The sequence below is a fragment of the Bacillus mobilis genome (assembly GCF_001884045.1).
Taxonomy (GTDB): Bacteria; Bacillota; Bacilli; order Bacillales; family Bacillaceae_G; genus Bacillus_A; species Bacillus_A mobilis.
Genome location: NZ_MACF01000119.1, coordinates 94,196 through 118,536 on the forward strand (window position 1 = coordinate 94,196; position 24,341 = coordinate 118,536).

27 protein-coding genes are annotated in these 24,341 nt (G+C 31.4%); 22 read left to right on the top strand and 5 right to left on the bottom strand.

What is annotated here, in order from left to right; translation table 11 throughout:
- Nucleotides 1-636 carry a DUF1796 family putative cysteine peptidase gene (locus BAQ44_RS20010; protein ID WP_071723230.1) on the bottom strand — a complete coding sequence of 212 codons (636 nt, stop codon included), beginning with the start codon at nt 634-636 and terminating at the stop codon, nt 1-3.
- Between the two features lie 32 nt (nt 637-668).
- On the bottom strand, nt 669-1,856 hold the full coding sequence (locus BAQ44_RS20015; protein ID WP_249024751.1) for a glycosyltransferase family 4 protein: 1,188 nt from the start codon (nt 1,854-1,856) through the stop codon (nt 669-671).
- A gap of 187 nt (nt 1,857-2,043) precedes the next feature.
- Here BAQ44_RS20015 and BAQ44_RS20020 point away from each other — a divergent pair, with 187 nt between their 5' ends.
- The gene (locus tag BAQ44_RS20020) at nt 2,044-2,898 is read left to right on the top strand and encodes a glycosyltransferase family 2 protein (RefSeq protein ID WP_071723232.1); all 855 of its coding nucleotides are present in this window, start codon (nt 2,044-2,046) and stop codon (nt 2,896-2,898) included.
- 29 nt (nt 2,899-2,927) lie between these two features.
- Nucleotides 2,928-3,800, top strand: coding sequence for a UTP--glucose-1-phosphate uridylyltransferase GalU (gene galU, locus BAQ44_RS20025; RefSeq protein WP_071723234.1), 873 nt, complete (start codon nt 2,928-2,930; stop codon nt 3,798-3,800).
- Nucleotides 3,801-3,839: 39 nt separating this feature from the next.
- Here galU and BAQ44_RS20030 read toward each other — a convergent pair whose 3' ends face one another.
- A complete protein-coding gene (locus BAQ44_RS20030) occupies nt 3,840-4,649 on the bottom strand; it encodes a GT-B fold glycosyltransferase domain-containing protein (RefSeq protein ID WP_071723236.1) in 810 nt (269 codons plus the stop codon).
- 130 nt (nt 4,650-4,779) lie between these two features.
- Between BAQ44_RS20030 and BAQ44_RS20035 the strand changes: the two genes are divergently transcribed.
- Both BAQ44_RS20035 and BAQ44_RS20040 read left to right on the top strand, forming a co-directional pair.
- Nucleotides 4,780-6,165, top strand: a complete 1,386-nt coding sequence (locus BAQ44_RS20035) for a sugar phosphate nucleotidyltransferase (protein WP_071723238.1) — start codon at nt 4,780-4,782, stop codon at nt 6,163-6,165.
- A gap of 75 nt (nt 6,166-6,240) precedes the next feature.
- Nucleotides 6,241-7,479 (top strand): family 8 glycosyl hydrolase, encoded by a 1,239-nt coding sequence (locus BAQ44_RS20040; RefSeq protein ID WP_071723240.1) that lies wholly within the window; start codon nt 6,241-6,243, stop codon nt 7,477-7,479.
- A 212-nt stretch (nt 7,480-7,691) separates the two neighbouring features.
- On the opposite strand, the gene norG is transcribed toward BAQ44_RS20040, so the two are convergent.
- Entirely contained in the window at nt 7,692-9,125 is a 1,434-nt protein-coding gene (gene norG, locus BAQ44_RS20045; RefSeq protein WP_071723242.1) for an efflux pump transcription regulator NorG, read from the bottom strand.
- A 151-nt stretch (nt 9,126-9,276) separates the two neighbouring features.
- Here norG and BAQ44_RS20050 point away from each other — a divergent pair, with 151 nt between their 5' ends.
- The 14 genes from BAQ44_RS20050 (at nt 9,277) to BAQ44_RS20115 (ending at nt 19,614) form a co-directional block, all read left to right on the top strand.
- On the top strand, nt 9,277-10,188 hold the full coding sequence (locus BAQ44_RS20050) for a DMT family transporter (protein WP_071723244.1): 912 nt from the start codon (nt 9,277-9,279) through the stop codon (nt 10,186-10,188).
- A gap of 195 nt (nt 10,189-10,383) precedes the next feature.
- Entirely contained in the window at nt 10,384-11,307 is a 924-nt protein-coding gene (locus tag BAQ44_RS20055; protein WP_071723247.1) for a nucleoside hydrolase, read from the top strand.
- A gap of 76 nt (nt 11,308-11,383) precedes the next feature.
- The gene (locus BAQ44_RS20060) at nt 11,384-11,842 is read left to right on the top strand and encodes a GNAT family N-acetyltransferase (RefSeq protein WP_071723250.1); all 459 of its coding nucleotides are present in this window, start codon (nt 11,384-11,386) and stop codon (nt 11,840-11,842) included.
- Nucleotides 11,843-11,872: 30 nt separating this feature from the next.
- A complete protein-coding gene (gene cutA, locus BAQ44_RS20065) occupies nt 11,873-12,211 on the top strand; it encodes a divalent cation tolerance protein CutA (RefSeq protein WP_071723252.1) in 339 nt (112 codons plus the stop codon).
- Between the two features lie 25 nt (nt 12,212-12,236).
- Complete coding sequence (locus BAQ44_RS20070; RefSeq protein ID WP_071723254.1) at nt 12,237-12,683, top strand: NUDIX domain-containing protein; 447 nt, start codon at nt 12,237-12,239, stop codon at nt 12,681-12,683.
- Between the two features lie 199 nt (nt 12,684-12,882).
- The gene (locus tag BAQ44_RS20075) at nt 12,883-13,158 is read left to right on the top strand and encodes a heterocycloanthracin/sonorensin family bacteriocin (protein ID WP_071723255.1); all 276 of its coding nucleotides are present in this window, start codon (nt 12,883-12,885) and stop codon (nt 13,156-13,158) included.
- 98 nt (nt 13,159-13,256) lie between these two features.
- Complete coding sequence (locus tag BAQ44_RS20080; RefSeq protein WP_071723257.1) at nt 13,257-14,273, top strand: serine hydrolase domain-containing protein; 1,017 nt, start codon at nt 13,257-13,259, stop codon at nt 14,271-14,273.
- Nucleotides 14,274-14,303: 30 nt separating this feature from the next.
- Nucleotides 14,304-14,447 (top strand): hypothetical protein, encoded by a 144-nt coding sequence (locus BAQ44_RS31175; protein WP_061679021.1) that lies wholly within the window; start codon nt 14,304-14,306, stop codon nt 14,445-14,447.
- Between the two features lie 283 nt (nt 14,448-14,730).
- Complete coding sequence (locus tag BAQ44_RS20090) at nt 14,731-15,939, top strand: L-lactate MFS transporter (protein ID WP_061679022.1); 1,209 nt, start codon at nt 14,731-14,733, stop codon at nt 15,937-15,939.
- A 132-nt stretch (nt 15,940-16,071) separates the two neighbouring features.
- Entirely contained in the window at nt 16,072-16,488 is a 417-nt protein-coding gene (locus tag BAQ44_RS20095) for a GNAT family N-acetyltransferase (RefSeq protein WP_071723259.1), read from the top strand.
- Between the two features lie 214 nt (nt 16,489-16,702).
- A complete protein-coding gene (locus tag BAQ44_RS20100; protein WP_071723261.1) occupies nt 16,703-17,218 on the top strand; it encodes a DinB family protein in 516 nt (171 codons plus the stop codon).
- Between the two features lie 256 nt (nt 17,219-17,474).
- Entirely contained in the window at nt 17,475-17,918 is a 444-nt protein-coding gene (locus BAQ44_RS20105; protein ID WP_071723264.1) for an NUDIX hydrolase, read from the top strand.
- Nucleotides 17,919-17,948: 30 nt separating this feature from the next.
- Nucleotides 17,949-19,079 carry a DNA polymerase III subunit beta gene (gene dnaN / locus BAQ44_RS20110; RefSeq protein WP_071723268.1) on the top strand — a complete coding sequence of 377 codons (1,131 nt, stop codon included), beginning with the start codon at nt 17,949-17,951 and terminating at the stop codon, nt 19,077-19,079.
- 22 nt (nt 19,080-19,101) lie between these two features.
- On the top strand, nt 19,102-19,614 hold the full coding sequence (locus BAQ44_RS20115) for an NUDIX hydrolase (protein WP_071723270.1): 513 nt from the start codon (nt 19,102-19,104) through the stop codon (nt 19,612-19,614).
- Between the two features lie 88 nt (nt 19,615-19,702).
- Here the strand turns inward: BAQ44_RS20115 and BAQ44_RS20120 are convergent, their stop codons facing one another.
- Nucleotides 19,703-20,665, bottom strand: coding sequence for an MBL fold metallo-hydrolase (locus tag BAQ44_RS20120; protein ID WP_071723272.1), 963 nt, complete (start codon nt 20,663-20,665; stop codon nt 19,703-19,705).
- 296 nt (nt 20,666-20,961) lie between these two features.
- Here BAQ44_RS20120 and BAQ44_RS20125 point away from each other — a divergent pair, with 296 nt between their 5' ends.
- From BAQ44_RS20125 to BAQ44_RS20140, 4 genes are all read left to right on the top strand, one after another.
- On the top strand, nt 20,962-21,957 hold the full coding sequence (locus tag BAQ44_RS20125) for an LAGLIDADG family homing endonuclease (protein WP_071723274.1): 996 nt from the start codon (nt 20,962-20,964) through the stop codon (nt 21,955-21,957).
- 153 nt (nt 21,958-22,110) lie between these two features.
- Entirely contained in the window at nt 22,111-23,193 is a 1,083-nt protein-coding gene (locus tag BAQ44_RS20130) for a hypothetical protein (RefSeq protein WP_071723276.1), read from the top strand.
- A 36-nt stretch (nt 23,194-23,229) separates the two neighbouring features.
- Nucleotides 23,230-23,817: a histidine phosphatase family protein gene (locus BAQ44_RS20135; RefSeq protein WP_071723278.1), complete on the top strand. Its 588-nt coding sequence runs from the start codon at nt 23,230-23,232 to the stop codon at nt 23,815-23,817.
- A 68-nt stretch (nt 23,818-23,885) separates the two neighbouring features.
- Entirely contained in the window at nt 23,886-24,251 is a 366-nt protein-coding gene (locus tag BAQ44_RS20140) for a RidA family protein (RefSeq protein WP_071723280.1), read from the top strand.
- Nucleotides 24,252-24,341 lie beyond the last annotated feature (90 nt).

The window sequence follows — 24,341 nt, forward strand, 5'->3', positions numbered from 1 at the left end:
TTATGAATGACTAATAGATACCCCATTTAAAATTTTATCCCATGACAAATCACAACCTTCCCAGCGGCCTGGAAAAGTATTTCTTATTTCTACAGAACATACATTATCAATATTCCAAAAACGTTCTACAAAACTATTATCTTTTGAAAAATTAATAACTAGAATAAAAAAATCGCTGTTAGTTAACTGCTGTAAAACGGTATTTAATTCAACTATTTCATAATGAGTAGCAACCATTCTAACAAATAGAATTTTTTTGCTATTCAATAATAGTTTATTAAAGTTGTCTATTTTGCTATCTAATTTTTTCTTGAATTTTGGATAAAAAGATAACGGATCTTGACTTTGTCCTACAATAGGAAAATCATGATGTGATTCAATGTGATATAATTCATCAATAATTAGGTGGGAATATTGATTGGCTACATCACTAATCTTTAAATTTTTATACTTCATAAAATCCATAAAGTGATTTTTTAATAAACAATTTATATCTTTTAAACTAGGAGAAATCATCCAATCTAAAGGTGTTGACGTTCCTCTTAATTTTTTTCTTTTTAACTGATATGCAGTTTGACAATAAGCTCCTAAACTAATTACAGCATCATAAGAACCCTTCATTTTTTTTAGGTTCATAATTACGTAACTCCCTATATTAAAATTAATTTTTATTTAGTAGAACCTAAAACGTCAAGATGAATTTTAATTTTCTTTGCAATATTTTCCCATGAAAATAATTTGTTTACATGTTCTTGTCCTTGTAGTGAAATGGCTTCTAATTGATCTGTTTTTACTATTTCTTTATTTAGTGTAGATGAGAAATCCTCATGAGTTGAGTGAATATAATGTTTTCCACTTTGAAGATACATTCCTTTAACACCAACAGCAGTCGATACTAATGGAATCCCGGCTGATAAGAACTCTAATGTTTTAATTTTTGTTCCAGTTCCAAAAAATGCTGGATTAATTGCTATATCGGATTCAGAAAACAATTTTAGTTTCTGTTCTTCATTTACTTCGCCCATAATTTTTATATTTGGTAATTTACAATTAGAGAATTTCCTTCCACATTGCCCCGCTATAATAAAATCAATTGTTTCACATCTAAGAGCTAAATGTGAAATTATAAAATTAACGATATCAATATTAGGTTCATGCACACTCCCGATAAAAAGTGCTGTTTTCCGAGAGCCGTTACTATTAGCTTTTTTTCTTTTATACCATACATTAGGATTTATGCCATTCGGTACTAGTTTAATATTTTTTGAACTAACATTAAATGAATTAATAAAACTATTTTTGTCTTCTTCGGAAGTCGCAAAAACTAAATTTGCATTTTCAACGAGGTATTGCTCCATTCGGGTAACATATTGTATATACTTACGTGCATTTTTTCCGTGCCAAACTTCTTTAGCGAATATAGCTTCGTGATTATGGCTGTTGTATACCCTAGGTTTATCCCCTAAATCGAAATTTATATCATATTTAAGTGTAAAGGGTGATTCATGGAAAATAAAATCAGTGTTTTTGTAAAATTTATTGTAATAATTAAGAAATATAGGTGGTGTTTTTTTTATTAATGCACAACTTAAAGCTGCATGAGTAGAAAATCTAGGCTCCATCTTTTCTAAAATTAATTGTTTATCAATTTTATGTTGTTCGTCATTGGTCGGAATTTTTACTTCTCGAAATGTAGGTGAGTATTCAATTTCTTCTACCTCAGGAATATATTTTTGTGACAATAAAGTCACGTCATAAAATTTACTTAGTTGATTATATATGTGAAAGTATCGAAGTACTCCACCAGTATTTGGAGGAAGGATTGTCGGGAAGTGATTCAAAACTAATAGTTTCATTTTTATACACCTCTGGCATTTTGACTATATAGATATTAAAGGAGACGCATAATATATGGTATTTCAAAAGATTAGTTTTGTTACATGAAATGCATTAGGAGAGGATATTCATCAATTTTTTAGTGTCCATTATTTTGGGAGCTACATAAACTGCAAATAACTGAATTTTTCAAGAGGTGATTACAGTATGAATAGTATCCCTGAAAATATCCAAGACCTATTCAACAGCATTGTTCAAATTCGAAAAGAAGAACAATATAAGCCTATATCGGAATTATTAAAAATAGCTGAGTATAACAAAAACTTTTTACTTGGATTAAGAAAAAAATTTATTAACAACTTCAAAGAAAAAGTCTCCATTGTAACCTGCACAAATAAACCCCAATTTATAGAAAATATATTGTTGAACTATGCAAATCAAACGTGGCAAAATAAAGAACTTATACTCATATTAAATAAAGATGATTTAGATATTAATTATTATCGAAAAAAAGCAAACCGGTTTGAAAATATTCACATATACCAAATTCCTGAAGGAACATCTTTAGGGAATTGTTACAATTTAGCAGTAGATAAAGTGAATTATGATTTTATTGCTACATTTGATGATGATGATTACTATGCCCCGAATTATTTAGCTGATTTGATGTGCGCTTTTCAATATACGGATGCAGATATAGTGGGGAAATTAACATATTTTATATATTTTGAAGAAAAGGATATTCTGGCACTGCGTAACCCTTTTCAAGAATATAAATTTTTAGATAAAACCTCGTTTTTAGATGGTGGGAAGAAGATTGTTAAGAAAAAGGTTTTTGATTCGGTAAATTTTCGCGATGTATCTTTATTAGAAGATGTTTATTTTTGTCAAGATAGTATGGAAAAAGGGTTTAAAATTTTTTCGGCAGATAAATATAACCTCGCCTATTTAAGGAGAAGTAATAAAGACAATCATACATGGAAAGAACAAGATGAAACAATTCTAAAATGGTGTTCAATTATTTCAAAGACTCCCCCATATAGGCATAATATATTAGTATAAAAAGTTAAAAGAGTTAGGAGAAGTTAATAATGAAAATTCGTAAAGCTGTAATTCCAGCGGCAGGACTAGGAACTAGATTCTTACCCGCGACTAAAGCTTTACCAAAGGAAATGCTACCAATTGTTGATAAGCCAACAATTCAATATATCGTTGAAGAAGCTGTAGCATCTGGTATTGAAGATATATTAATAATAAGCGGAAGAGGAAAACGTGCAATTGAAAATCATTTTGATAAATCATATGAACTTGAAGAAATATTGTTAAAGAGTGGGAGAGATGAAATTTTAGAAGATGTAAAAAGAATTTCTAGGCTTGCAAACATTTATTATATTCGCCAAAAAGAACCAAAAGGGCTGGGTGATGCGGTTTATTGTGCACGTAGCTTTATTGCAAATGAACCATTTGCTGTATTATTAGGGGATGATATTATTCAGTCTAAAACTCCTTGTCTAAAACAATTAATGAATATTTATTTGAAATTAAAGTCTCCCATAGTCGCTGTTCAAAAGGTTCCATTAAACGATGTTTCAAAATATGGAATAGTAGTACCAGGAAATATAATTACCGAAAATCTTGTTCAAATAGAGACATTAATAGAAAAACCACCTTCCCATAAATGTATCTCTAATTTAGCAATTATGGGAAGGTATATATTAACTCCTGACATTTTAGAAATAATTCCTAGACTCCCGCAAATTAATGGTATGGAAATTCAACTAACAGATGCGATCCGTATTATGGCCGAACAACAAAATGTTTATGCATATTATTTTGAAGGAGAAAGGTATGATATTGGAGATAAATTTGGATTTATTAAAGCTAATCTAGAGTATGCAATGCAACGACCTAAATTAAAAGAAGAATTGATGGAGTACTTAAAAATATTAATGGGTAATAGTTAATGAAAATAAAAAACAAAACTTGAAAAATCACAAAAGGTATTAAACTAATTCGTTATTAACTTTTTGTATATATTGATCAGGAACAGTCATGCCAGTAGTTACTAATTTTCCGTCTGGAGTAACATTATGATGGTAACTAATAATATACGGGTGCAAAGATTCCGCCCATGCTTGATATGAACCATTGATATGAATATTAAATTCAGCAGGTAATAAATCCACATTTAATTTTTGATCAGCAAGTGCTAAAGAAAGTGCAAATTGATCTGTATAATATTTATTTTGACCAATAACATTCCACTTTTCATTCGAAAAAAACAAATCGGTAATTACATTAGCGTAGTGTAACCATACATCTCTAAGTGGTTTCACATGACTTTTAGGTATAAAAAGTACAGCACTATTAGCATGTATCTCATTTTCAACTTTAGGTATAGTCAAGTTGAAATAGTTATATAAATATTTCCATTCATCAATAGTAAGGGGATCTAATAAAGAATCACAACGTCGAATACGGGAAGTAGATATTTCAGATGAAAAATCACGTGTAATTACAGTATCACAATCTAAGGCTATTAAAACATCATAATCAGCTTCTATTTCTAACATTCTAATTTTATTACAATGACGTTGTAATTTACTATCATACGGTTTGACTATTCTTACCTGTACACCCATCGCAATTAATTCCCTGTAAATTGGTTCATCAACATTATCAACAAAGATTGCTAATAATTTCGCATCTGCTAATTGACCACCAAATGCTTTTAATGTCTTAAATAAAGTTAAAATTCTAAAATGAAACATTTCATTATTTTCGCCTAAACATGTAATTAGAATTTTTGACAAAATAATCCCTCCTACATTCAAAAAAACAGATTTATTTAAGTGTGATTTTGATTGCGTCATATTATTATTATTATTATTCGGTAAAAAATAAAAACATAACGCTATTAATAAACCAATTGGAGGAATATATATGCATATTATTTTGTTGTCAGGAGGAGCTGGAAAACGTTTATGGCCGTTGTCAAATAATGTTCGTTCAAAACAATTTTTAAAACTATTATCATCAAGCCATAAAACTGACAAGCAAATTTCGATGATTCAGCGAATATGGCAGCAACTATGTAATGCAAACCTTTCCGAAAACTCCATAATAGCAACAAATAAATTACAAGTGGAGATTATTCAAAATCAATTAGGTAGTAATATACCACTTGTAATTGAACCAGAGCGACGAAATACTTATCCCGCCATTTTATTATCCTCCTTATATTTAAACTCTATAAAAAAAATTAGTCATGATGAAATCGTCATTGTAATACCTGTTGATTTCTATGTGAAAGATGATTTTTTTGAACATATAAAATCTGTTTCAGCTTATCTTAAAGATTCAAACGCAGATATTGCTTTAATTGGAATTAAGCCCACATCAAATGCTGATAGATACGGTTATATAATTCCGAAACACTCAACATTAATTAAAAATGAATATCAACTAGTTGATTCTTTTATAGAAAAACCAAATTTAAAACAAGCTAATGATTTAATTGATAAAGGTGCCTTTTGGAATTCTGGTATATTTGCATTTAAACTAGGATGTATTTTAGAACATATAAAACACAAAAATTATCCTATTGATTTTGATGAAATGGTACGGTTTTATAACAAATTACCCTATGACAGTTTTGATTATGAGTTTGTTGAAAAAAATCATAATACTATTGTTATACCTTACGATGGTGAGTGGAAAGATTTAGGGACATGGAAAAGTTTAACGGAAGAAGTAAATAGCCAAGTACTTGGAAAGGGACATATAAGCTCTAACTCTGAAAATGTAAATATAATAAATGAATTAGAGTATCCAATATCGGTTGTAGGGGTATCTAACCTAGTTATAGCAGTCGGTTCTGATGGTATTCTTATAGCAAATAAAGAAGACAGCGAGAAAATAAAAGGGGGCTTTTGTCAGTTCGATTCACGTCCAATGTATGATGAGCGAAGATGGGGATCATATAGAGTATTAGATTATTTTACATCTCAAAATAAAAAGGAAGTATTAACAAAAAAAGTTTTTGTAGAGTCAGGAAAAAACATTAGCTATCAAAAACATTTTCACAGAGAAGAAGTATGGACAATTGTGTGCGGAACAGGATTAGTAGTGGTGGAGAAAAAAATTTGGTCCGTCAAACCTGGTGATGTGATCAAAATTCCTGTTGGCACTTTGCATAGTATAAAAGCAACTACCAATTTAGAATTTATTGAAGTTCAAATGGGTTCGAAACTGAGTGAGGAAGATATATTCCGTCTTTTTTATAAATGGGATGAAGTTGAAAAATACTGTATGAATATCAAACAATAGAAATTTTATATTAGATAAATCTATTATATTTCTAATATATTGGATTACATTAAAAGGTTTAAAGAAGGTGAGAATATGAGAAGAAATCATGATTTTAACGGTTCAGATAAAGAGTGGCTAGAAAAAGTCGAATCGATCTATACTATCCATAATCCATTCCCACAGCAAGTTACTCATCCAGGCGTTGTGAAACCTAATCATATTAGCCAAGAAGAACTAAATGAATCAGTAAAAAGTTATTATAATCATTGGAAAATGAATTATTTAAAAAACGACCTAACCTCATTACCAGGTGGCTACTATGTAAAAGGTGAAATTACTGGGAATCCAGAAGGTTTTACTCCACTTGGAACCTCAGAAGGACAAGGATATGGGATGGTTATAACAGTTTTAATGGCGGGTTATGATTCTGCTGCACAGAGTATTTATAACGGTTTGTTTAAGACTGTAAAAACTTTTATAAGTTCTAGAAATCCAAATTTAATGGGGTGGATTGTTACTGATGATAAAAAAGCTTTTGGATATTTCCCTTCAGCTACAGATGGAGATTTAGATATCGCATACTCATTACTTCTTGCACATACTCAATGGGGATCTACAGGGGCAATAAATTATTTAAAAGAAGCTCAGCAGATGATTACAGAAGGAATAAAAAAAAGTATTGTTACTATAAATAATCGTTTGAATTTAGGAGATTGGGATAAGAACTCTACTCTAAATACAAGATCATCAGATTGGATGATGTCACATTTTAGAGCATTTTATGAATTCACAAATGATCAAATCTGGCTTAATATAATTGATAATTTGTACAACATATATAAAGAGTTTAGTGCTAAATATTCTCCAAATACAGGACTTGTTTCAGATTTTGTAGTAGACAGCCCTCCGCAGCCAGCACCTGAAAATTTTTTAAATGAATCAGAGTATACGGGTGCACATTATTATAATGCTAGCCGTGTCCCTTTAAGAATCGTGATGGACTATGCAATGTACAGTGAAAAGAGAAGTAAAATCATTTCTGATAAAATTTCAACTTGGATTCGAAATCAAACAAATGATGATCCATCAAATATTGTAGATGGGTATCATCTAAATGGGGCTGTTATTGGTAGTTATGCAACTGCTGTATTTGTTTCCCCGTTTATTGCTGCAAGTATTACGAATAGCATTAATCAAGATTGGGTAAACTGTGGCTGGGATTGGATGAAGAATAAGAAAGAGAGCTACTATAGTGATAGTTATAATTTATTAACGATGCTGTTTATTTCAGGTAATTGGTGGAAGCCAATACCAGGGGATAGGCAAATTTAAACTCTAATAAATTTGGGGATTTACTAATGAAATAATTCGCATTTGGAATTTAAAGCAAGAAAATTTACTCATGTTGTGATTTATACTTTTGTAAAGGGAATGTTGGATTAACAGAGATTTTTTTATGACGAACTTATTTTATTAGAATAGGACATGGGATTATGTAAAAAAGCATAACAAAAACTCCTCTATAAATAAAAGAGGAGTTTTTGTTATGTCATTAACTTACGGATTAATTCACCTAATACTTTAATCCCGTTAGTCATTTGCTCTGGAGAAGCATATCCATATGATAAACGAATATACTGATCTGATTCTTCTTCATAGATACGCCCTGGGTTTAAAAGAATTCCTTTTGACAGTGCCTCTGAAAATAATTTTTTCATCGGAATGCTAGGTACAATCTTTAGCCATATAAAAAATCCGCCAGTAGGAATATCCCACGATGCAACATCTGCACAGTACTTATTTAAAGCCCGTATCATGATTTGTCTTCGTTCTTTTAATTGAATTCTTACGTTTGCAACATGTTCTGCATAAAAACCTTTATGTATCCATTCAGCAGCAACTCTTTGGGATAATGAACTCGATCCATAGTCTGTTTGCATTTTTATATCTGACAATCTATCAATTACAGGTTCTGGTCCAATAATCCATCCAATTCTAAGACCAGGAGTAAGTGTTTTAGAGAGACTACCAACATATAATACATGTCCATGTTTATCTATCGACTTTAAAGGAGCTGGAGGTGGTTCATCAATCCATAATTCGCGATAAATATCATCTTCAATAATAGGTAACTGTTCCTTTTCACATATTTTTAATATTTCTTTTCTTCGCTCTTGAGACATTAATATCCCTGTTGGATTTTGAAAACAAGGGATAGAATATAAAATATTTTTCTTTTGACTATATTTGATTCGGTTTAATAACTCGTTAGGTAAGATACCGTGATGATCCATACATATACCAGCTAGATTTATATTTGCTGATTGAAACACATGAAGTGAATATAAGTAAGAAGGTTGCTCGAGTAAAACGGTTGATTCTCTATGCAAAAGACCAATTGATATTAATTGCAATGCTTGTAACGCACCAGAAACGATTAATATAGAACCGGCTGATGCATGTATTCCAAATGATTTTACGTATTTACTAATTGCTTCACGTAACGGTAAAAACCCTTTTTGTTCTTCGTATCCAAAATAATCTAATTCGTCACTTACACTTTTCATAATGGACTGCATAGTTTCTAGTGGGAAAAGTTGCGGCGCGAGTTCACCTTTACTTAAATGGATAAGCGTTTTATTTGCTTCTGCTTCATTTATGTCTCGTACCAATAACTTACTAGGTTTATGAATACCAGCTTTTACATATTCACTCCAATCAGGCGGGGGATTCGTCGCTAATAATGACCATGTATTATTTGTTACAATTGTTCCTGCTCCAATTTTCCCTTGAATCAATCCATCTGCCATAAGTTCATCTAGTGCAGTTATTACAGTGCTACGATTTACTTGAAATAATTTGGCTAACTGCCGTTGACTAGGGACCTTACTTCCAATAGGCCATTCTCCGTTTTCGATTTTTTCTTTCATATAGTCTACTATCTGCCGATATTTAGGCAGTTTTTTATTAGTTGTCATAAAAAAACTCCCTCGTTCACTTTAAAAATGCCAAGTGGTTGGTTTTTACAATAAATAACTGGTTGAAGACATTGTAACAACTATTAAATATGATGAAAAGAAATAATTGGTAATTTGAAAGTGGTTGGTTTATTAGGGAGGGAAAGATAACATGCAGAATAAAAAATGGGATTTACGCATCATATGTGCTCACGCTTTTACGATTTTAATATGGGGAACCGCTTTTCCGGCAATTCGTATGGGACTCGAATCTTATACACCAGAGCACCTTACTCTACTACGTTTATTAATTGCTTCATTTATACTTCTTTTGTTTTCCTGTATATATAAGTTGCGGCTACCAGATTTAAAGGATCTCCCAGCAATTTTTATATTTGGTGCTTTAGGGTTTACTATTTATCACATTGCATTAAACTACGGTGAAAAAACAGTAAATGCTGGATCTGCAAGTTTAATTGTTTCAGTCACACCTATAGTAACGGCTATTTTTGCTTCTGTTTTTTTGAACGAAAAAATGAAAGTAAATGGCTGGATTGGTGGTGTAATTAGTTTTATAGGAATTGCTTTCATATCATTTAGTCAAGGAGATGCTATTCAATTGAATAGTGGAGGATTATTTATATTATTAGCAGCGATTTCAGAAAGCCTATTTTTCGTTTTCCAAACTTCTTACTTAAAAAAATACGGCTTCTTACCATTTACCATATATACAATTTTATCTAGTACTGTATGTATGCTTATTTTCTTACCGGGAATGTATACAGAAATACTAGCAGCTCCTCTTGAAGTGAATATGAGTGTTTTATATTTAGGTTTATTTCCAACAGTACTCCCATATATCGCATTGGCTTATATCATCTCTCATTCTGGTGCTGCTGAGGCAACAAGTTCTCTATATTTAACACCAGTAACTGCATGTTTTATTGCGTGGTTATGGTTAGGTGAAGTGCCGACAGTTGTTTCGATAATTGGCGGGGGAATTACTATACTTGGGGTTTTAATTGCACATGTATCATTAAAAAAAGAAATGCAAAGTGAAGAGTACCGCAATACAGCAAGGTAGTTTGGTTAGTATTTGCAAGAGATGTAATTGAACTGTTTATTAGATTTCTTATTAGTGGAAGGATTAGCATAATGTTAATCCTTTTTATTTATACAATTCTTACTAGTAACATCCATATAAAATTGTATAGTTTAATTATTTTTTTACATATACATAGTTATCAACTGCTATTTACTATATGAAAGGAGGCATCCTTTGGAAAAAGTATTATTTTTCGGAGACCCAGGTATTGATGACTCGTTTGCCATTATGTTTGGTTTACTGCATCCTGAAATTGAAATTGTCGGTATTGTAACTGGATATGGAAATGTTGAACATATACATGCTGCACATAATGCAGCGTATATTTTACAGTTAGCAAATAGACAAGACATTCCTGTGATTAGCGGTGCAACAAAACCACTTACAGAAGAAATTACTACATATTATCCTGAAATTCATGGACCAGAAGGATTAGGGCCTATTCATGTGCCAGAAAGTGTATTGTCTATCCCGATATACAATTTTGGTAGTATTGCCTCGATTCTTGTAAAGTACGGAAAGGACTTAACAATTGTCGATGTTGGAAGATCTACCTCGTTAGCGATTGCTTTTAATTTATGGAATGATTTAATGCTAAATGTAAAAGGAATATATTTCATGGGTGGTGTCTTTTTAGAAGTAGGGAACGTTACGCCATTAGCAGAGGCAAATGTGTATGGAGATCCTATTGCAAGTAAAATTGTTTTTCAGCAAGCAAATAATTTATTTATATTTCCTTTAAATGTAACAAACAAAGCTGTGTTAACGCCAAATATGTTTGACTATATTCAAGCTAATTCAAAGAATCCATTTCATACGATAATGAAACCAATGTATGATTACTATTTTTCTGCATACCAAAAACTTAATCCATCTATCGAAGGGCCATTGCTTCATGATGTGGTTGCTATAAGTGGATTAGTAAATCCAGGTTTTTTCGAATTTGTAAATCGTACAGTGAATGTAGATACATACGGAGATACGAAAGGACAAACATTTGCTGATTTTCGACCTAGTTCTATATCAGAAGGAGCCAGTATAGCTTTAGAAATAGATGAAGAAAAATTTATTCAAGATTTTATTAAAACGATGCTATAAGTCGATGCCGAAACAGGGATTTATTTCACTACGTTGAATATATAAATACATTCCCTTTATAAAGGAGCTTACAATATTGAATGTCCAGTTAAAGGTTGTTACAAGAGAGAATTGGGAAGATGCTTTAAAGCTACAAGTTAAAGAAAATCAAACGAAATTTGTTCCAGCTGTAGCAGTTTCACTTGCTAAAGTATATATAAAACCAGATGGTGACAATGTGGAGTACATACCATTTGCGATATACGACGGCAATCTAATGGTTGGTTTTATTATGCATGCTGTTATAAGAGAAACAACTGATATGTATTGGATAAATGGATTTATTATTGATCAAAAGCAGCAAGGGAATGGTTATGGAAAAGCGGCGTTACAAGAAAGTATTTACTTAATAAAAAATACATGTAAGGCGTGTAAAGAAATAAAATTAACCGTACATAAAGAGAATCTCTCTGCAAAGAAATTATATGAACATTACGGTTTTCAATCATTGGGACTTGATTATGATGGTGAGCAAGTATATCGTTTGTTCGTTTAAATATTATGAAGTAAAGGTGTGAAAAGAAAGATGCAATTTTCGGAAGTGAAAATCGAAGTATTTATTCCTGAAGAATACATTGAGACATTACGGAATGAACTAAATAAAATTGGTGCTTGTAAAACGGGAAAAAATGACCATTGTCTTTCTTATAGTTCCGTGAAAGGATACTGGAGACCATTAGATGATGCATCACCTTTTAATGGAGAAATAGGCCACATATGCGAAGGGCAAGAATGTAAAATTGAAATAAAGTGTAAACGGGACCTTGTAAAGGATGCCCTTGAAGTGATTAATGAAATTCACCCGTATGAAACACCTATGATTTATATTATCCCAATATTAAATGGCTATTTTAATCAAATATAAAATTAATGACTGGGAGGAATAACAATTGGAAAATAAATTTCATCACATTGTACGAGCTGTAATGTTAAAGGATAATAAATTGTTATTGGCTGAATATATTGGCCATCATTATTTTTTACCAGGTGGTCATGTTGAAGTTGGCGAATCAGCTGAGAATGCATTAATAAGAGAACTAAGAGAAGAACTCGGGATAAACTGTAGCATAAAACAATTTTTAGGAGTAATAGAAAACCAATGGCAAGACCGTGAAGTTCTTCATCATGAAATCAATCACATTTTTGAAGTAGATTCGCAAGAGTTACATATTGATTTCATACCAAAATCTAAAGAATCTCATTTGGCGTTTCACTGGATAGATTATAATCAAGAAGCTTTACATACGTATAAAATCATGCCAGCGCCATCAGTTAAAGAGTTATTAGAAAGAAAATTAAGCGATGAACTACTAAACTGTTGGATTAGCAATTTTTAAGCACCTCTATTAATAGTAAATACGTCCACCGAAAGCAGATTAAGAAAATAGGCTAAAAAACAAGGTACATCACCTAGTGTAAGTTCATATTTTGTTGATGTACGCATTTAGTCTATAGTCTTATTTCTACTTTGTTTGCAAAAATATATAAACTTTAACATTTGGACGGAATTTATTTTTATAAATGGAGGGTTTCGTAATGAATCAGTTTCAACAAGACTTACAATCATTAAACCTTAATGATTATCAATCTGGTAATGTTGTGTATTGGGATCAACTACAACAAAATCAATATCCATACTATTACATTCAAGACGAAGCGCGTCGTTGCGGCGGATGCGGAGGTTGTGGTGGACGCTGTGGTGGATGTGGCGGCGGAAGATGCGGAGGTTGTGGTGGCGGTCGTTGTGTAGGCTGTGCTGGATGTTTCGGTTGTTTTAACTGCTGGAACTGCTGGAACTGGTGGATCATTTAAGTATAGAAAGAAAACTATTTTACTTGAAAGAAAGGTGTGAAAATTATTTTGCACTTTTCTTTCAAATGTAATTGTTATGCGTATTAAGGAGGATTTATTTGTATACTTACGATAAGTTAATTTCTTGGGTAGAAAATATAAAAGAAAAAAATCATAGTTCTGCAACAGCACTTTGTATTATAAAAGATAACAAAATTGTATTAGAGCATTATAGTGGATATCGTTCAAATACATCGACTAATAAAAAAGTGACCGCATCTTCACAGTTCAATGTTGCTTCTGCTAGAAAAAGTTATTTAGGTTTAATGGTAGCATTTGCGCTTAACGAGGGGAAAATAAACTCTATTGATGATGAAGCGATAAAGTATTTTAAAGACTTTGATCCTGTATTACTTGGTAAAACAACGATAAGACATTTAGTAACCCATTCGCACGGTTTAGGAGAAACGAATGACGGAACAATTTTTCGTGAATTTGAACCTGGACAAGCATGGGCGTATAGAGATGTTAATGTAAGAATGATAACACGTCTTATTTATCAGCTATATAGCAAAAGTTTTCCTGAATTATTAAAAGAGCGTGTGTTTACACCTGCTAATTTTCAAGAAACAGGTTGGAGAATTCAGCAAGATGAAAATTTAGTTGAAGTAGTTAATGACCCAAATAAAGACGCAATCAGTGAAATTGGTACGGTAGATGATGGTACTGAAAAAAATCTGTTTGTTTCAGCTAGAGAATTTGCTTATTGGGGCAATCTTCATTTAAATCAAGGTATGATAAACGGTAAACAAATTGTTCCAAAAGAAGTTATAAAAATTGCTACGAGCTTGCAGAGTCCAACATATATAAACAAAGAACTACCACAAAACGGGTTGTTTTGGTTCATTCAAAATGAACCTGCGCTTTCAAGTGAACTTGGTGAACGAGTTCCAAAAGGATCATATCAAATACTAGGAATTACAGGACCGACTTTATTAGTAATACCTGAATATAATGTAGTTGTTGCGAAAATGTATAATAAAAGATATAACTACGGCGGTGATAATTATTTATATTATTTACGTGAATTTAGCAATTTAGTCGCAGATACATTTCGTAACAGTAATAGGGCATAATTACTCCTATAATGAAAAGGAGTGAGAAAAGTGAAAGATAAAATGAATACAAACAAAAAGCAAAACATTAAAGATGTAAAAACAGAACAAAATGCAATTTATAGCGATCCAAAAGACGCAGCTAATATGCAGACGGTACCGCAGCCGAAGGATTTTGATGAAATCGAATATTAATTTTTATCCATCCGACTATATGATGAATGAAAAATACATCTTAAGTCCCATCACATGACAGAAGTATTTTGATATCATATATACATAAGCATTTGAAAATGTCTTATCTTAACAAAGCTTTCTTTAAGTAAATCTGATATAACCTGCAAAAAGACACTTCATTATGGAGTGTCTTTTTGTGTACATGAACTGAATTACCATTTTCCGTACAGTATTTTGCAATTTATGATGGATATACTAACTGTGAAAATTCATGTCATGATTAAAGAAGGGGACAGTTAGTATGAAACAAACTTCTATAAATCCGTTACTAATTGTTCTAGGTACAATCATTGTTCAAATTGGCCTTGGGACAATTTATACATGGAGTTTATTTAATCAACCCCTTGTCAGTAAGTTTGGATGGAACCTCAATGCCGTTGCGATAACTTTCTCCATAACAAGCTTTTCTTTATCATTTTCAACCTTATTTGCAGGAAAGTTGCAGCAAAAGTTAGGACTTCGTAAACTCATCGCTACGGCAGGGATTGTTCTGGGACTTGGGTTAATACTTAGCTCACAAGTTTCTTCCTTACCATTACTATATTTATTAGCTGGTGTCGTTGTTGGTTATGCAGATGGAACTGCCTATATTACATCACTATCTAATTTAATTAAATGGTTTCCAAATCGAAAAGGACTTATTTCTGGCATATCTGTTTCTGCATATGGAATGGGTAGCTTAATCTTTAGATATATAAACGGAAGTCTTATTGATAGTCTTGGTGTATCACAAGCATTTTTATATTGGGGTATCATCGTCTTGCTTTTAGTTTTAATCGGATCGTTCTTCTTACGTGAAGCAATCGTAAGTAACACCGTAACTGAATCCGTACAAAATGACTATACACCTCGTGAAATGATGCGAACGAAACAAGTATATCTCTTGTTTTTTATGTTATTTACATCGTGTATGGGCGGTCTATATTTAATCGGTATGGTAAAAGATATTGGGGTACAGCTCGTTGGACTTAGCGCAGCAACCGCAGCTAATGCAGTTGCAATGATCGCAATCTTTAATACAGTAGGTAGAATCGTACTTGGAACGTTATCAGATAAAATTGGCCGAATGAAAATTGTTTCTGCAACGTTTATAATAATTGGATTGTCAGTCTTTACTTTAAGTTTCATTCCTCTAAATTACGGAATTTATTTCGCTTGTGTAGCAAGTGTTGCCTTTTGCTTTGGTGGTAATATCACAATCTTCCCAGCCATTGTCGGAGATTTCTTTGGATTAAAAAACCATAGTACAAATTATGGGATTGTATATCAAGGTTTCGGATTTGGTGCACTTGCAGGAGCGTTCATCGGAGCGTTACTTGGTGGATTTCAACCGACATTTATTATAATTGGTGTTTTAAGCGTTATTTCCTTTATTATTTCGATATTAATTCGTCCTCCAAAAGCAAAAAAGAAAAAAGAAACACAACATTTATATCGAAAAGTAGCTTAATTCTGGAAAAGAGTCCTCATGATAGGGCTCTTTTTTCAATGTAACGTTAACTTTGCTCCCGTTTTTATTAAAAGACAGGACAATATCATTAAGTGATTGAATAAATAAGTAAAGAGGAGCGTGATAATTAAAATGAAAATAGTACAGCAATGGGTCCAAGAAGATAGTGATTACATAAGAGAAAAAGTAATTGAATATAACCAAAAACATATTGCTGATGAAGAGAAAAAGCCTTCAGAAAAAATTAGTTTTATAGTAAAAAATGAAAAGGAAGAAATTGTAGGCGGAATAACTGCAATTACATTTTGGCACCACGTACATGTAGATTTCCTTTGGGTTTCTGAAGAGCATAGACACGAAGGCTACGGAAGCAAGTTATTAAAACTTATTGAAGAATTTGCAATTGAAAATGAGTGTAGGCTAATCAATTTAGATACTTTTAGCTTTCAAGCACCTGATTTCTATAAAAAGCATGGATATAAAGTGATTGGAGTAAGTGAAGATCATCCGAAAGGACATAATCATTACTATTTAGAAAAACGTTTATAAAGTGTATATAGAATTAACGTTAGTATTTGGAATACAAATTTATCCTTTTGGATTATGCATTTAAAAGAAAATTTAGAGGCAATTCATATTTAGAGGCACTTCTAAAGCAAAAAAGATAGGATTAGAATCGTAGTGATGGGAAACTATTTTTTATAGCGAATATATTTAAAATAGGAATCTAAATGTGGACATTCAAATAAAGGGGGAAATTCTTATGAATTCATTTGTGAATGACAAGTTTTATGAAATAAGAAAAAATCTATTCGAGGAAATTACGATGTTGAACGATGCGCAATTCAACAATAATCCAGGTAAGAATAAATGGAGTATAGCACAAGTATGTCATCACTTAGTTTTATTGGATAAAGTGGTTATAAAGGTTATTTCATCTGGCTTAAAAAAGATTGATAGTACCCTAAAAGAACGTCGAGAAATTCACTCTATATTACAAGATAGAGCGATAAAATTTGCAGCTCCAGAAATGATTGAACCCAGTTTAGAACGATTTGAAGTGCAGCAAATGGTCAATTTGTTAAACGAATCGAGAAAAGAATTAATGCGTTTCCTAAGTACAATAGAAGATGAATCTATATTAACGAAAAAATCAGTGATGCATCCAGCTCTTGGAGAATTACTTCTTGATCAGTGGATAGAACTGATCTATTTGCATGAACAGCGTCATATAGAACAAATCAAAGAGATAAAACTACTTTGTGAAATTGGGAAGTAAAAAATCTTTGGCTATTAACAAAAAATACGGGTCTCATATGTATACTTTTAAAATTGATCTAAAGAAACGTTAATTTGGAATCCGTTTGTTATATAAGTTTAACCTCGTCTCAAAATGAGAGCGAGGTTTTATTAATTTTGGAGCTACTCTGGGATTTTCATTTAGTATTACTTAGGGAACTTACTATTAAACCGAGTTAATGATAGAATGATAAACAGACAGAAAATTCCTTTTATTAAAAACAGAGGAGGTACGTATGAAAAAAGTAAATGTTACATATGCACTTTTATACGATAAAACAAACGGAAAAATCTTAATGGTAAAAAACAAAGGGAAGAATGGTTCATATTACACGCTACCAGGTGGCGCAGTTAAACTGGGAGAAACGTTAGAAGAGGCAGTAATTCGGGAAGTGAAAGAAGAAACCGGACTCCATATAACTGTAAACGGCATTTGTTACATTAGCGAAGCTTTTTTCGAAGAGAGAGGACACCATGCAATTTTCTTTAATTTTTTAGGTGAAATAATTGACGGGGAGACAAATATAACAAGGCCAAAAGAAATTGAAGAGATTACTTGGATGGAATTACATAGAGCAGCACCACATTTACGTATACCAGAACACTTATTAAATATATTACAAAGGAAAGAAACAGTACCTTACTTTTTTAACGGAACAATCGTTCATCAATCTTCATAACATTATCATTTCATGTAAGGCGGGGGAAGAATGGAATTTATCGTAAATCATAAATGTTTAACTCAAGCACTTTCAGAAGTAAGTAAAGCTGTATCTACTAAAGCTATAATACCTATATTATCTGGTATAAAAATAACTGCAGATCAATCTGGAATTACTTTAATCGCAAGTAATTCAAATATTTTTATTGAAAAGTTCATCCCTAGTTCCAACGAAGACGACCAAATTACAACTATAGTAAAAGCAGGAACTATTGTAGTACCTGCAAAATATTTCATTGAAATTATAAAGAAAATGCCAAGTGATGTATCAATAAAAAGTACGAATGAGCAAATCATTACGATACAATCAGAAGAAATTACATTAAACTTAAATGGACTTCCAGCATATGAGTTTCCGAATATATCACTTATAGACGGTCATACAAAAATACAAGTGGAAACAGAACGATTAATTGAAGTATTTAAACAAACTGTCTTTGCAGTAGCTAAAAATGAATCAAGACCGGTTCTTACTGGTGTTCATTTAGAGTTAGATCATAATAAATTAATTTGCGTAGCAACTGATTCACATAGACTTGCTATACGCGAAACGATTATATCTACAGATGTGAAAGCAAGTTGTATTGTACCAAGTGCAACTATTAGTGAACTTTTAAAATTAATGAGCAGTAATTCAGAATTCGTATACATCTATCTTTCAGAAAGTCACATTATTTTTACATTCGGCACAACTACTTTATATTCAAGACTAATTGAAGGGAAATATCCTAATATATCTAGTTTAATTCCAAATGATTTTCAGACAGTCATTAGCATAAATAGAAAAAAGATTTTACAAGGTGTAGATCGATCAAACTTATTAGCAAGTGAATGGGCAAATAACAATGTCAACTTAGAAATCATAGACGCATCCACATTGAAAATTTCTTCTAACGCTTCTCAGATTGGTAAAATATCCGAGACGCAACAGATAGATGCGATTCAAGGTGAAAAACAATTAAATATATCTTTTGATGGGCGATTTATGATAGATGCTTTAAAGGCGATAAAAGAAGAAACGGTTACTTTAAGTTTCAGTGGTTCTATGAGACCAATATTAATTGAAGCAGGGACGCAATCTGCAGCAGTACATCTTATATCACCAGTAAGAGCTAATTAAAAACGTAGGAAGGAATCACATTATGTACAATCATACTTTATGTTTTATAAAAAGAAATGAAGAGATACTCATGTTAAATAGAGAATATGACCCTGTAAAAGGATTGTGGAATGGAGTAGGAGGAAAGATTGAAAAGGGAGAAACACCTTTAGAAAATGCAATTCGTGAAATAAAAGAAGAGACTAATATAGAAGTTACGTATGACCACATTCAATTTAAAGGTATTATTAAATGGGAGGACTCTTCATATTCTGGCGGCATGTATGTTTATCTAATAGAGCTACTGAATGAATTTACATATCACACTCCAAAAAAGGTCTCAGAAGGAATTCTAGACTGGAAAGAGATTTCTTGGATTCTAAGTGACTATAATTACGGCGTAGGAGAGATGATACCTAATTTTTTACCGGAATTACTCCACAATGAATTAATATTAGAGCACAATTTTGTTTTATCTAATCATAAATTAATAGATTATAGGAATGCAGAATTGATTAAGCAGGATAGTTCTATAGATAATATAATTCGATTGTAAAAAGCAGGAATGCACCTCTGTACAAACAAGTAGAATACAGAAAAAGAGCGAATCACTTATAAGAAGGTTCGCTCTTTTTTATTTATAATTAAATTTCTCTCCACCATACTAATGAAGGATAGTCTGTAGATTTTATCGCAATAGATTCGCCAATTTGAGGCGTTGTAATTTTAACTCCTAAACGGTTAGCTTCTTTCGTAACACGTTCTATAGGGTCATTCCATTCGTGTAATGCTAATGTAAAAGCACCCCAATGAATCGGAAGAAGTAATTCTCCTTTTACATCAATATGTGCTTGTACCGTCTCTTCTGGCAACATATGAATAGCAGACCATCTCGGATCATATTGTCCGCATTCCATCAATGTAAGATCGAATGGACCGTATTTATCACCAATTTCCTTAAAGTGGGGAGCATATCCGCTATCACCACTAAAGAAAACTTTAGTCTCTTGCCCAAGAATAAGCCATGAACACCATAAAGAACAATCTCTATCTGTCATACTTCGTCCTGAGAAATGCCTTGCAGGTGCACAAACTAATTTTATATTATCAAACGTAATTTCGTCCCACCAATTATGCTCACTAATTTTACTAGGTGAAACGCCCCATTTCATTAAATATTGCGCAACTCCAGTTGGAACATAAAAATGATTTGCACGATCCTTCAACAGCATAATACTCTTGTAATTCAAATGGTCATAGTGATTATGAGAAATGATAATCGCATCAATTTCTTGAAGATCTTCACGTTCTAAAGAAAAAACACCACTATAACGTTTACTAGTAAACACAGGAAATGGGGAAGATATATCTCCAAACATCGGATCTAATAACAATTTTTTACCTTCTATTTTCAAAAGGGAAGCAGAGTGCCCAAACCATGTCACATTCTCTAAAGACTCATTATTTTTATCTGATAAAAGAATAGGTAAATTCTTTAAAGGACGCAGCTTTGATTTCATTTTTAAGTAATCAGTCATTAAACCGATAATATCTTTCGGTTTAAAACTTACATCAGTATGAATTTGATTTATGTATTTCTTTTTCATTCGTTCTCCTTTTTACGTTTAACAATATACGTATGTTGTTATTGTATCTAATTGTAGTGTAGACGAAATTATCTTGCCTTTCATCTTATATGCAGTACATTTCATAAATTTGTCAAATTCATTATTCTTATATATAAAATGAAAATCATATAGCAGCAGAGGAAACTAATATGAAGTAAATGTAAATTGTTGTGATTTAGTAAATTCATTCTTATACGCAACAAAGAACATACGTTTCGTTATATGTTATAGAAGTAAATAGATCTCTAAATAATAAAAGGAAGGAGAAGTTGTAAATGCAAACAGAAAGAAACAAGAAATCAAAATGTAAACTATCAAAATCTGAAATAACACAGCTATATACAGAAGGGAAGAGTACCTCAGAAATAGCTACGCTTGCTAATGTGTCTGCTAGGTATATTCGTATGGTTTTAACAGACAATAACGTTCCAAGGCGCGCTATAGGGAGTTGGAAGAGAAAGTATGACATAACAGAAGATTATTTTAAAATGTGGTCAAATAACATGGCTTATATATTAGGGTTTATAGCAGCAGATGGTGTTATACAGAAAGAAAATCAATGTGTCAGTATATCTCAAAAAGAAAATTACATTTTAGAAGATATAAAACAAGAACTAAACACCAATCAGCCATTATATCAAAATAAAAAAACAGGCGTATATATGCTAAACATAAATAGCAAAACAATAAAAGACGACCTTATGAACATTCACGGAATTAAGCCGTGTAAATCTTTTAACATTGAATTTCCATTTGTACCAGAAGAATATTTACATCATTTTGTTCGTGGATATTTTGATGGGGATGGTTACGTCAAGTATGAAAATTATATAGTAAGCTTTGTAGGAGGATCATATAGATTTATGGATTCTTTACATCAAATTCTTCAAAATCACAATTTACGAGCCGATTTACTAAATCAAACCAAACATTATCGCGTTATTTTATCTGGAAGAAAATCAATACAACTATTTTCAAATTGGATTTATAAAGACAAAGATATTTATTTGCATAGAAAATATGAAGTATTTCAGAAAGAAAGTCTGAGTTTAGACCAATTACAAGATCGAAAACTAAAACAAACTCAAACTGCCGTTAAACAAAGAAAACAAAATTTCCTTAAAGAATACATGAAAGATAAATGTATTACTTCAGCTTGTTCAAATTTAGAAATAAGCGAATCAACTTTTAAACGTTGGTTAACAAATGATAAGCAATTTAAAAGAGAGTATGAAAAGATTAATTTGACAAGTTCCACTAGCGATAACTAAATATAAAACTTTAGAAAACCTTAGTATAGGTATGAAGATAGCTATACTAAGGTTTTTAATTTGAAATCATTAAAGGATTCTTATTTTTGCTTATGGAACATAGTAAATACATAGATTTTACAATTAAATTACTAAAAAAGGAGGGATTTTAAAATGCTCGCTAATTATACTTCAGAGGAAATACTTCAAACATCTTATGAGGCAAAAATGATTTCATCAGGTAACAATTATCCAACTATAAAGATAAGTGGGACAAACCTTCAATACTTACTTGTCATGTTTCATCTTGGAATTGAGTCAAAGACAATAAAAACGAAACTAAATTGGACGAACGAAGAATTCGAAAAACAATTACATGCATTAGAACTAGAAGGTTTGTTGAAAAAGATAGGAGAGAGCTACTATCCAACGTGTATGATTATAACAGTTAATGAAGGAAAAGAGTTGTACAACCTATGTGAACCTTTAATTAAACCAACACTTAAAATCATTGAAAATTATTCAAATCAAATTGATGTTATTTCTAAAAGAATAGAGACGCTTAATCATTTATGTAAAGAATCTTATAGTCTTTTACTATATAGTGGAGTGTTATTAGATTTTGGACAAATAAATAACATTGAAGGAAACTATTTAAAAAAGAAGCGACCTTTAAGAAATAAGAAACGATATTATTATGCAATTCAAGAACAAGAACGAACAGATATAGAGGCTTTCGGGATGTATGGTAATACGTATTTAGATTTAGAAGAAGTTCAAATTGGTCTTTATGGAAATTCTCGATATTCAACATTAAATTTAATTACAGCAGATAACGAAACATTTGAAGAATATTTTCAAAACACTAATATTGATATTAATTATAAGAAAAAGCAATTAGTAAAAGGTTTCGTAGCAGCAGATAGACAAATAGATTTACATTTAAATATAGTTTACGAAAAATTAGGTTTATATCAAAATTCACAACCTGTTATCCCTGTATTTAAATCAACAGACTTATCTATACTTAACGAAATTGCGAACACAATCAGTAAAGATTTAGTCTTATTGTTTAAAGAAAACGATAAACCTTTAAAAGAATATTTTGTAAGCAGCAGATACTCAAAAGAAATAACTTATGAAGAGTTTTTTATCTGGTGGTATCACTTTTTCTATACAAAAGTAACTGAAGAATTAATAAAACAAGGTGTAATTAGAATCAGTTCTCATAAGAACCAGACATATATAATTTATTAAATTTGACCTTCATATAAGTAACAGGAGTGTATGTATATGACTGTTGTATGCTTAATTAGACATGGTGAAACTGAATGGAATGCTATTGGAAAGCTTCAAGGCCGTGAGAACATTGATCTAAATAAAACCGGTAAGCAACAAGCCGAAAAATGCGGTTTGTATTTGCGCGAAAACCGATGGGATGTAATTATTTGTAGTCCTTTATCAAGAGCAAAACAAACAGCTGAAATCATAAATCAGTACATGTTAAAACCAGTTGAAATCATTGAAATGGAAAATTTTATAGAACGTGATTATGGTATGGCTTCAGGATTAACGACAGAAGACCGGGTGAAAATGTTTCCAAATCGTAATTATACAAATCAAGAACCGAGAGAACTATTAAAAACAAGAATTATAACCGGTTTAAATATAATTTTGAAAAAACATGCAAATAGTAATGTTATTTTAGTTACTCATAGTGCCGTCATAAATACAATTCTAGCTTTAATATCAAATAATGAAATTGGATCAGGAAAAACAAAACTTTTTACTGCCTGTATAAGTAGCATCTATTATAATCAAGAACAATGGAAAATACATAAATATAACAAAATTGATCATTTACAAACAGATAATCTATAAAATATATAGAAAGTACGATATAAAAGGAGAGAAGAATCTCGCAAAAGAAATTTATCAATCCAGAAACGATGCCACCAACTTTTGGATACTCACATATAGTCGAAGTTAGTAACGCGAAACGAACAATTTACATATCTGGACAAGTAGCGATTAATGCTGATGGTCAAATAGTTGGCGTTGGCGATTTAGCTACGCAAACGCGACAAGTATTCGAAAACCTCAAAAGTGCATTAGAAACTTCGGAATTAAAATTTAATGATGTAGTAAAATTAACATTTTTCTTAACAGATATTTCTCAAATGGCCATTGTTAGAGATATACGAGATCAATACATTGATACTAAAAATCCACCAGCAAGTTCAGCTGTAGAAGTTAGTAAGTTAATTAACGATAACTTATTAATTGAAATCGAAGCAATTGCTGTAGCAAACTAATTATAAAAACTTATTATGAATCATATCCATGCAATTCATTTAAAATGAATTGCATTTTTTATTGTCTTAAATATGATTTATTTCTGGAGA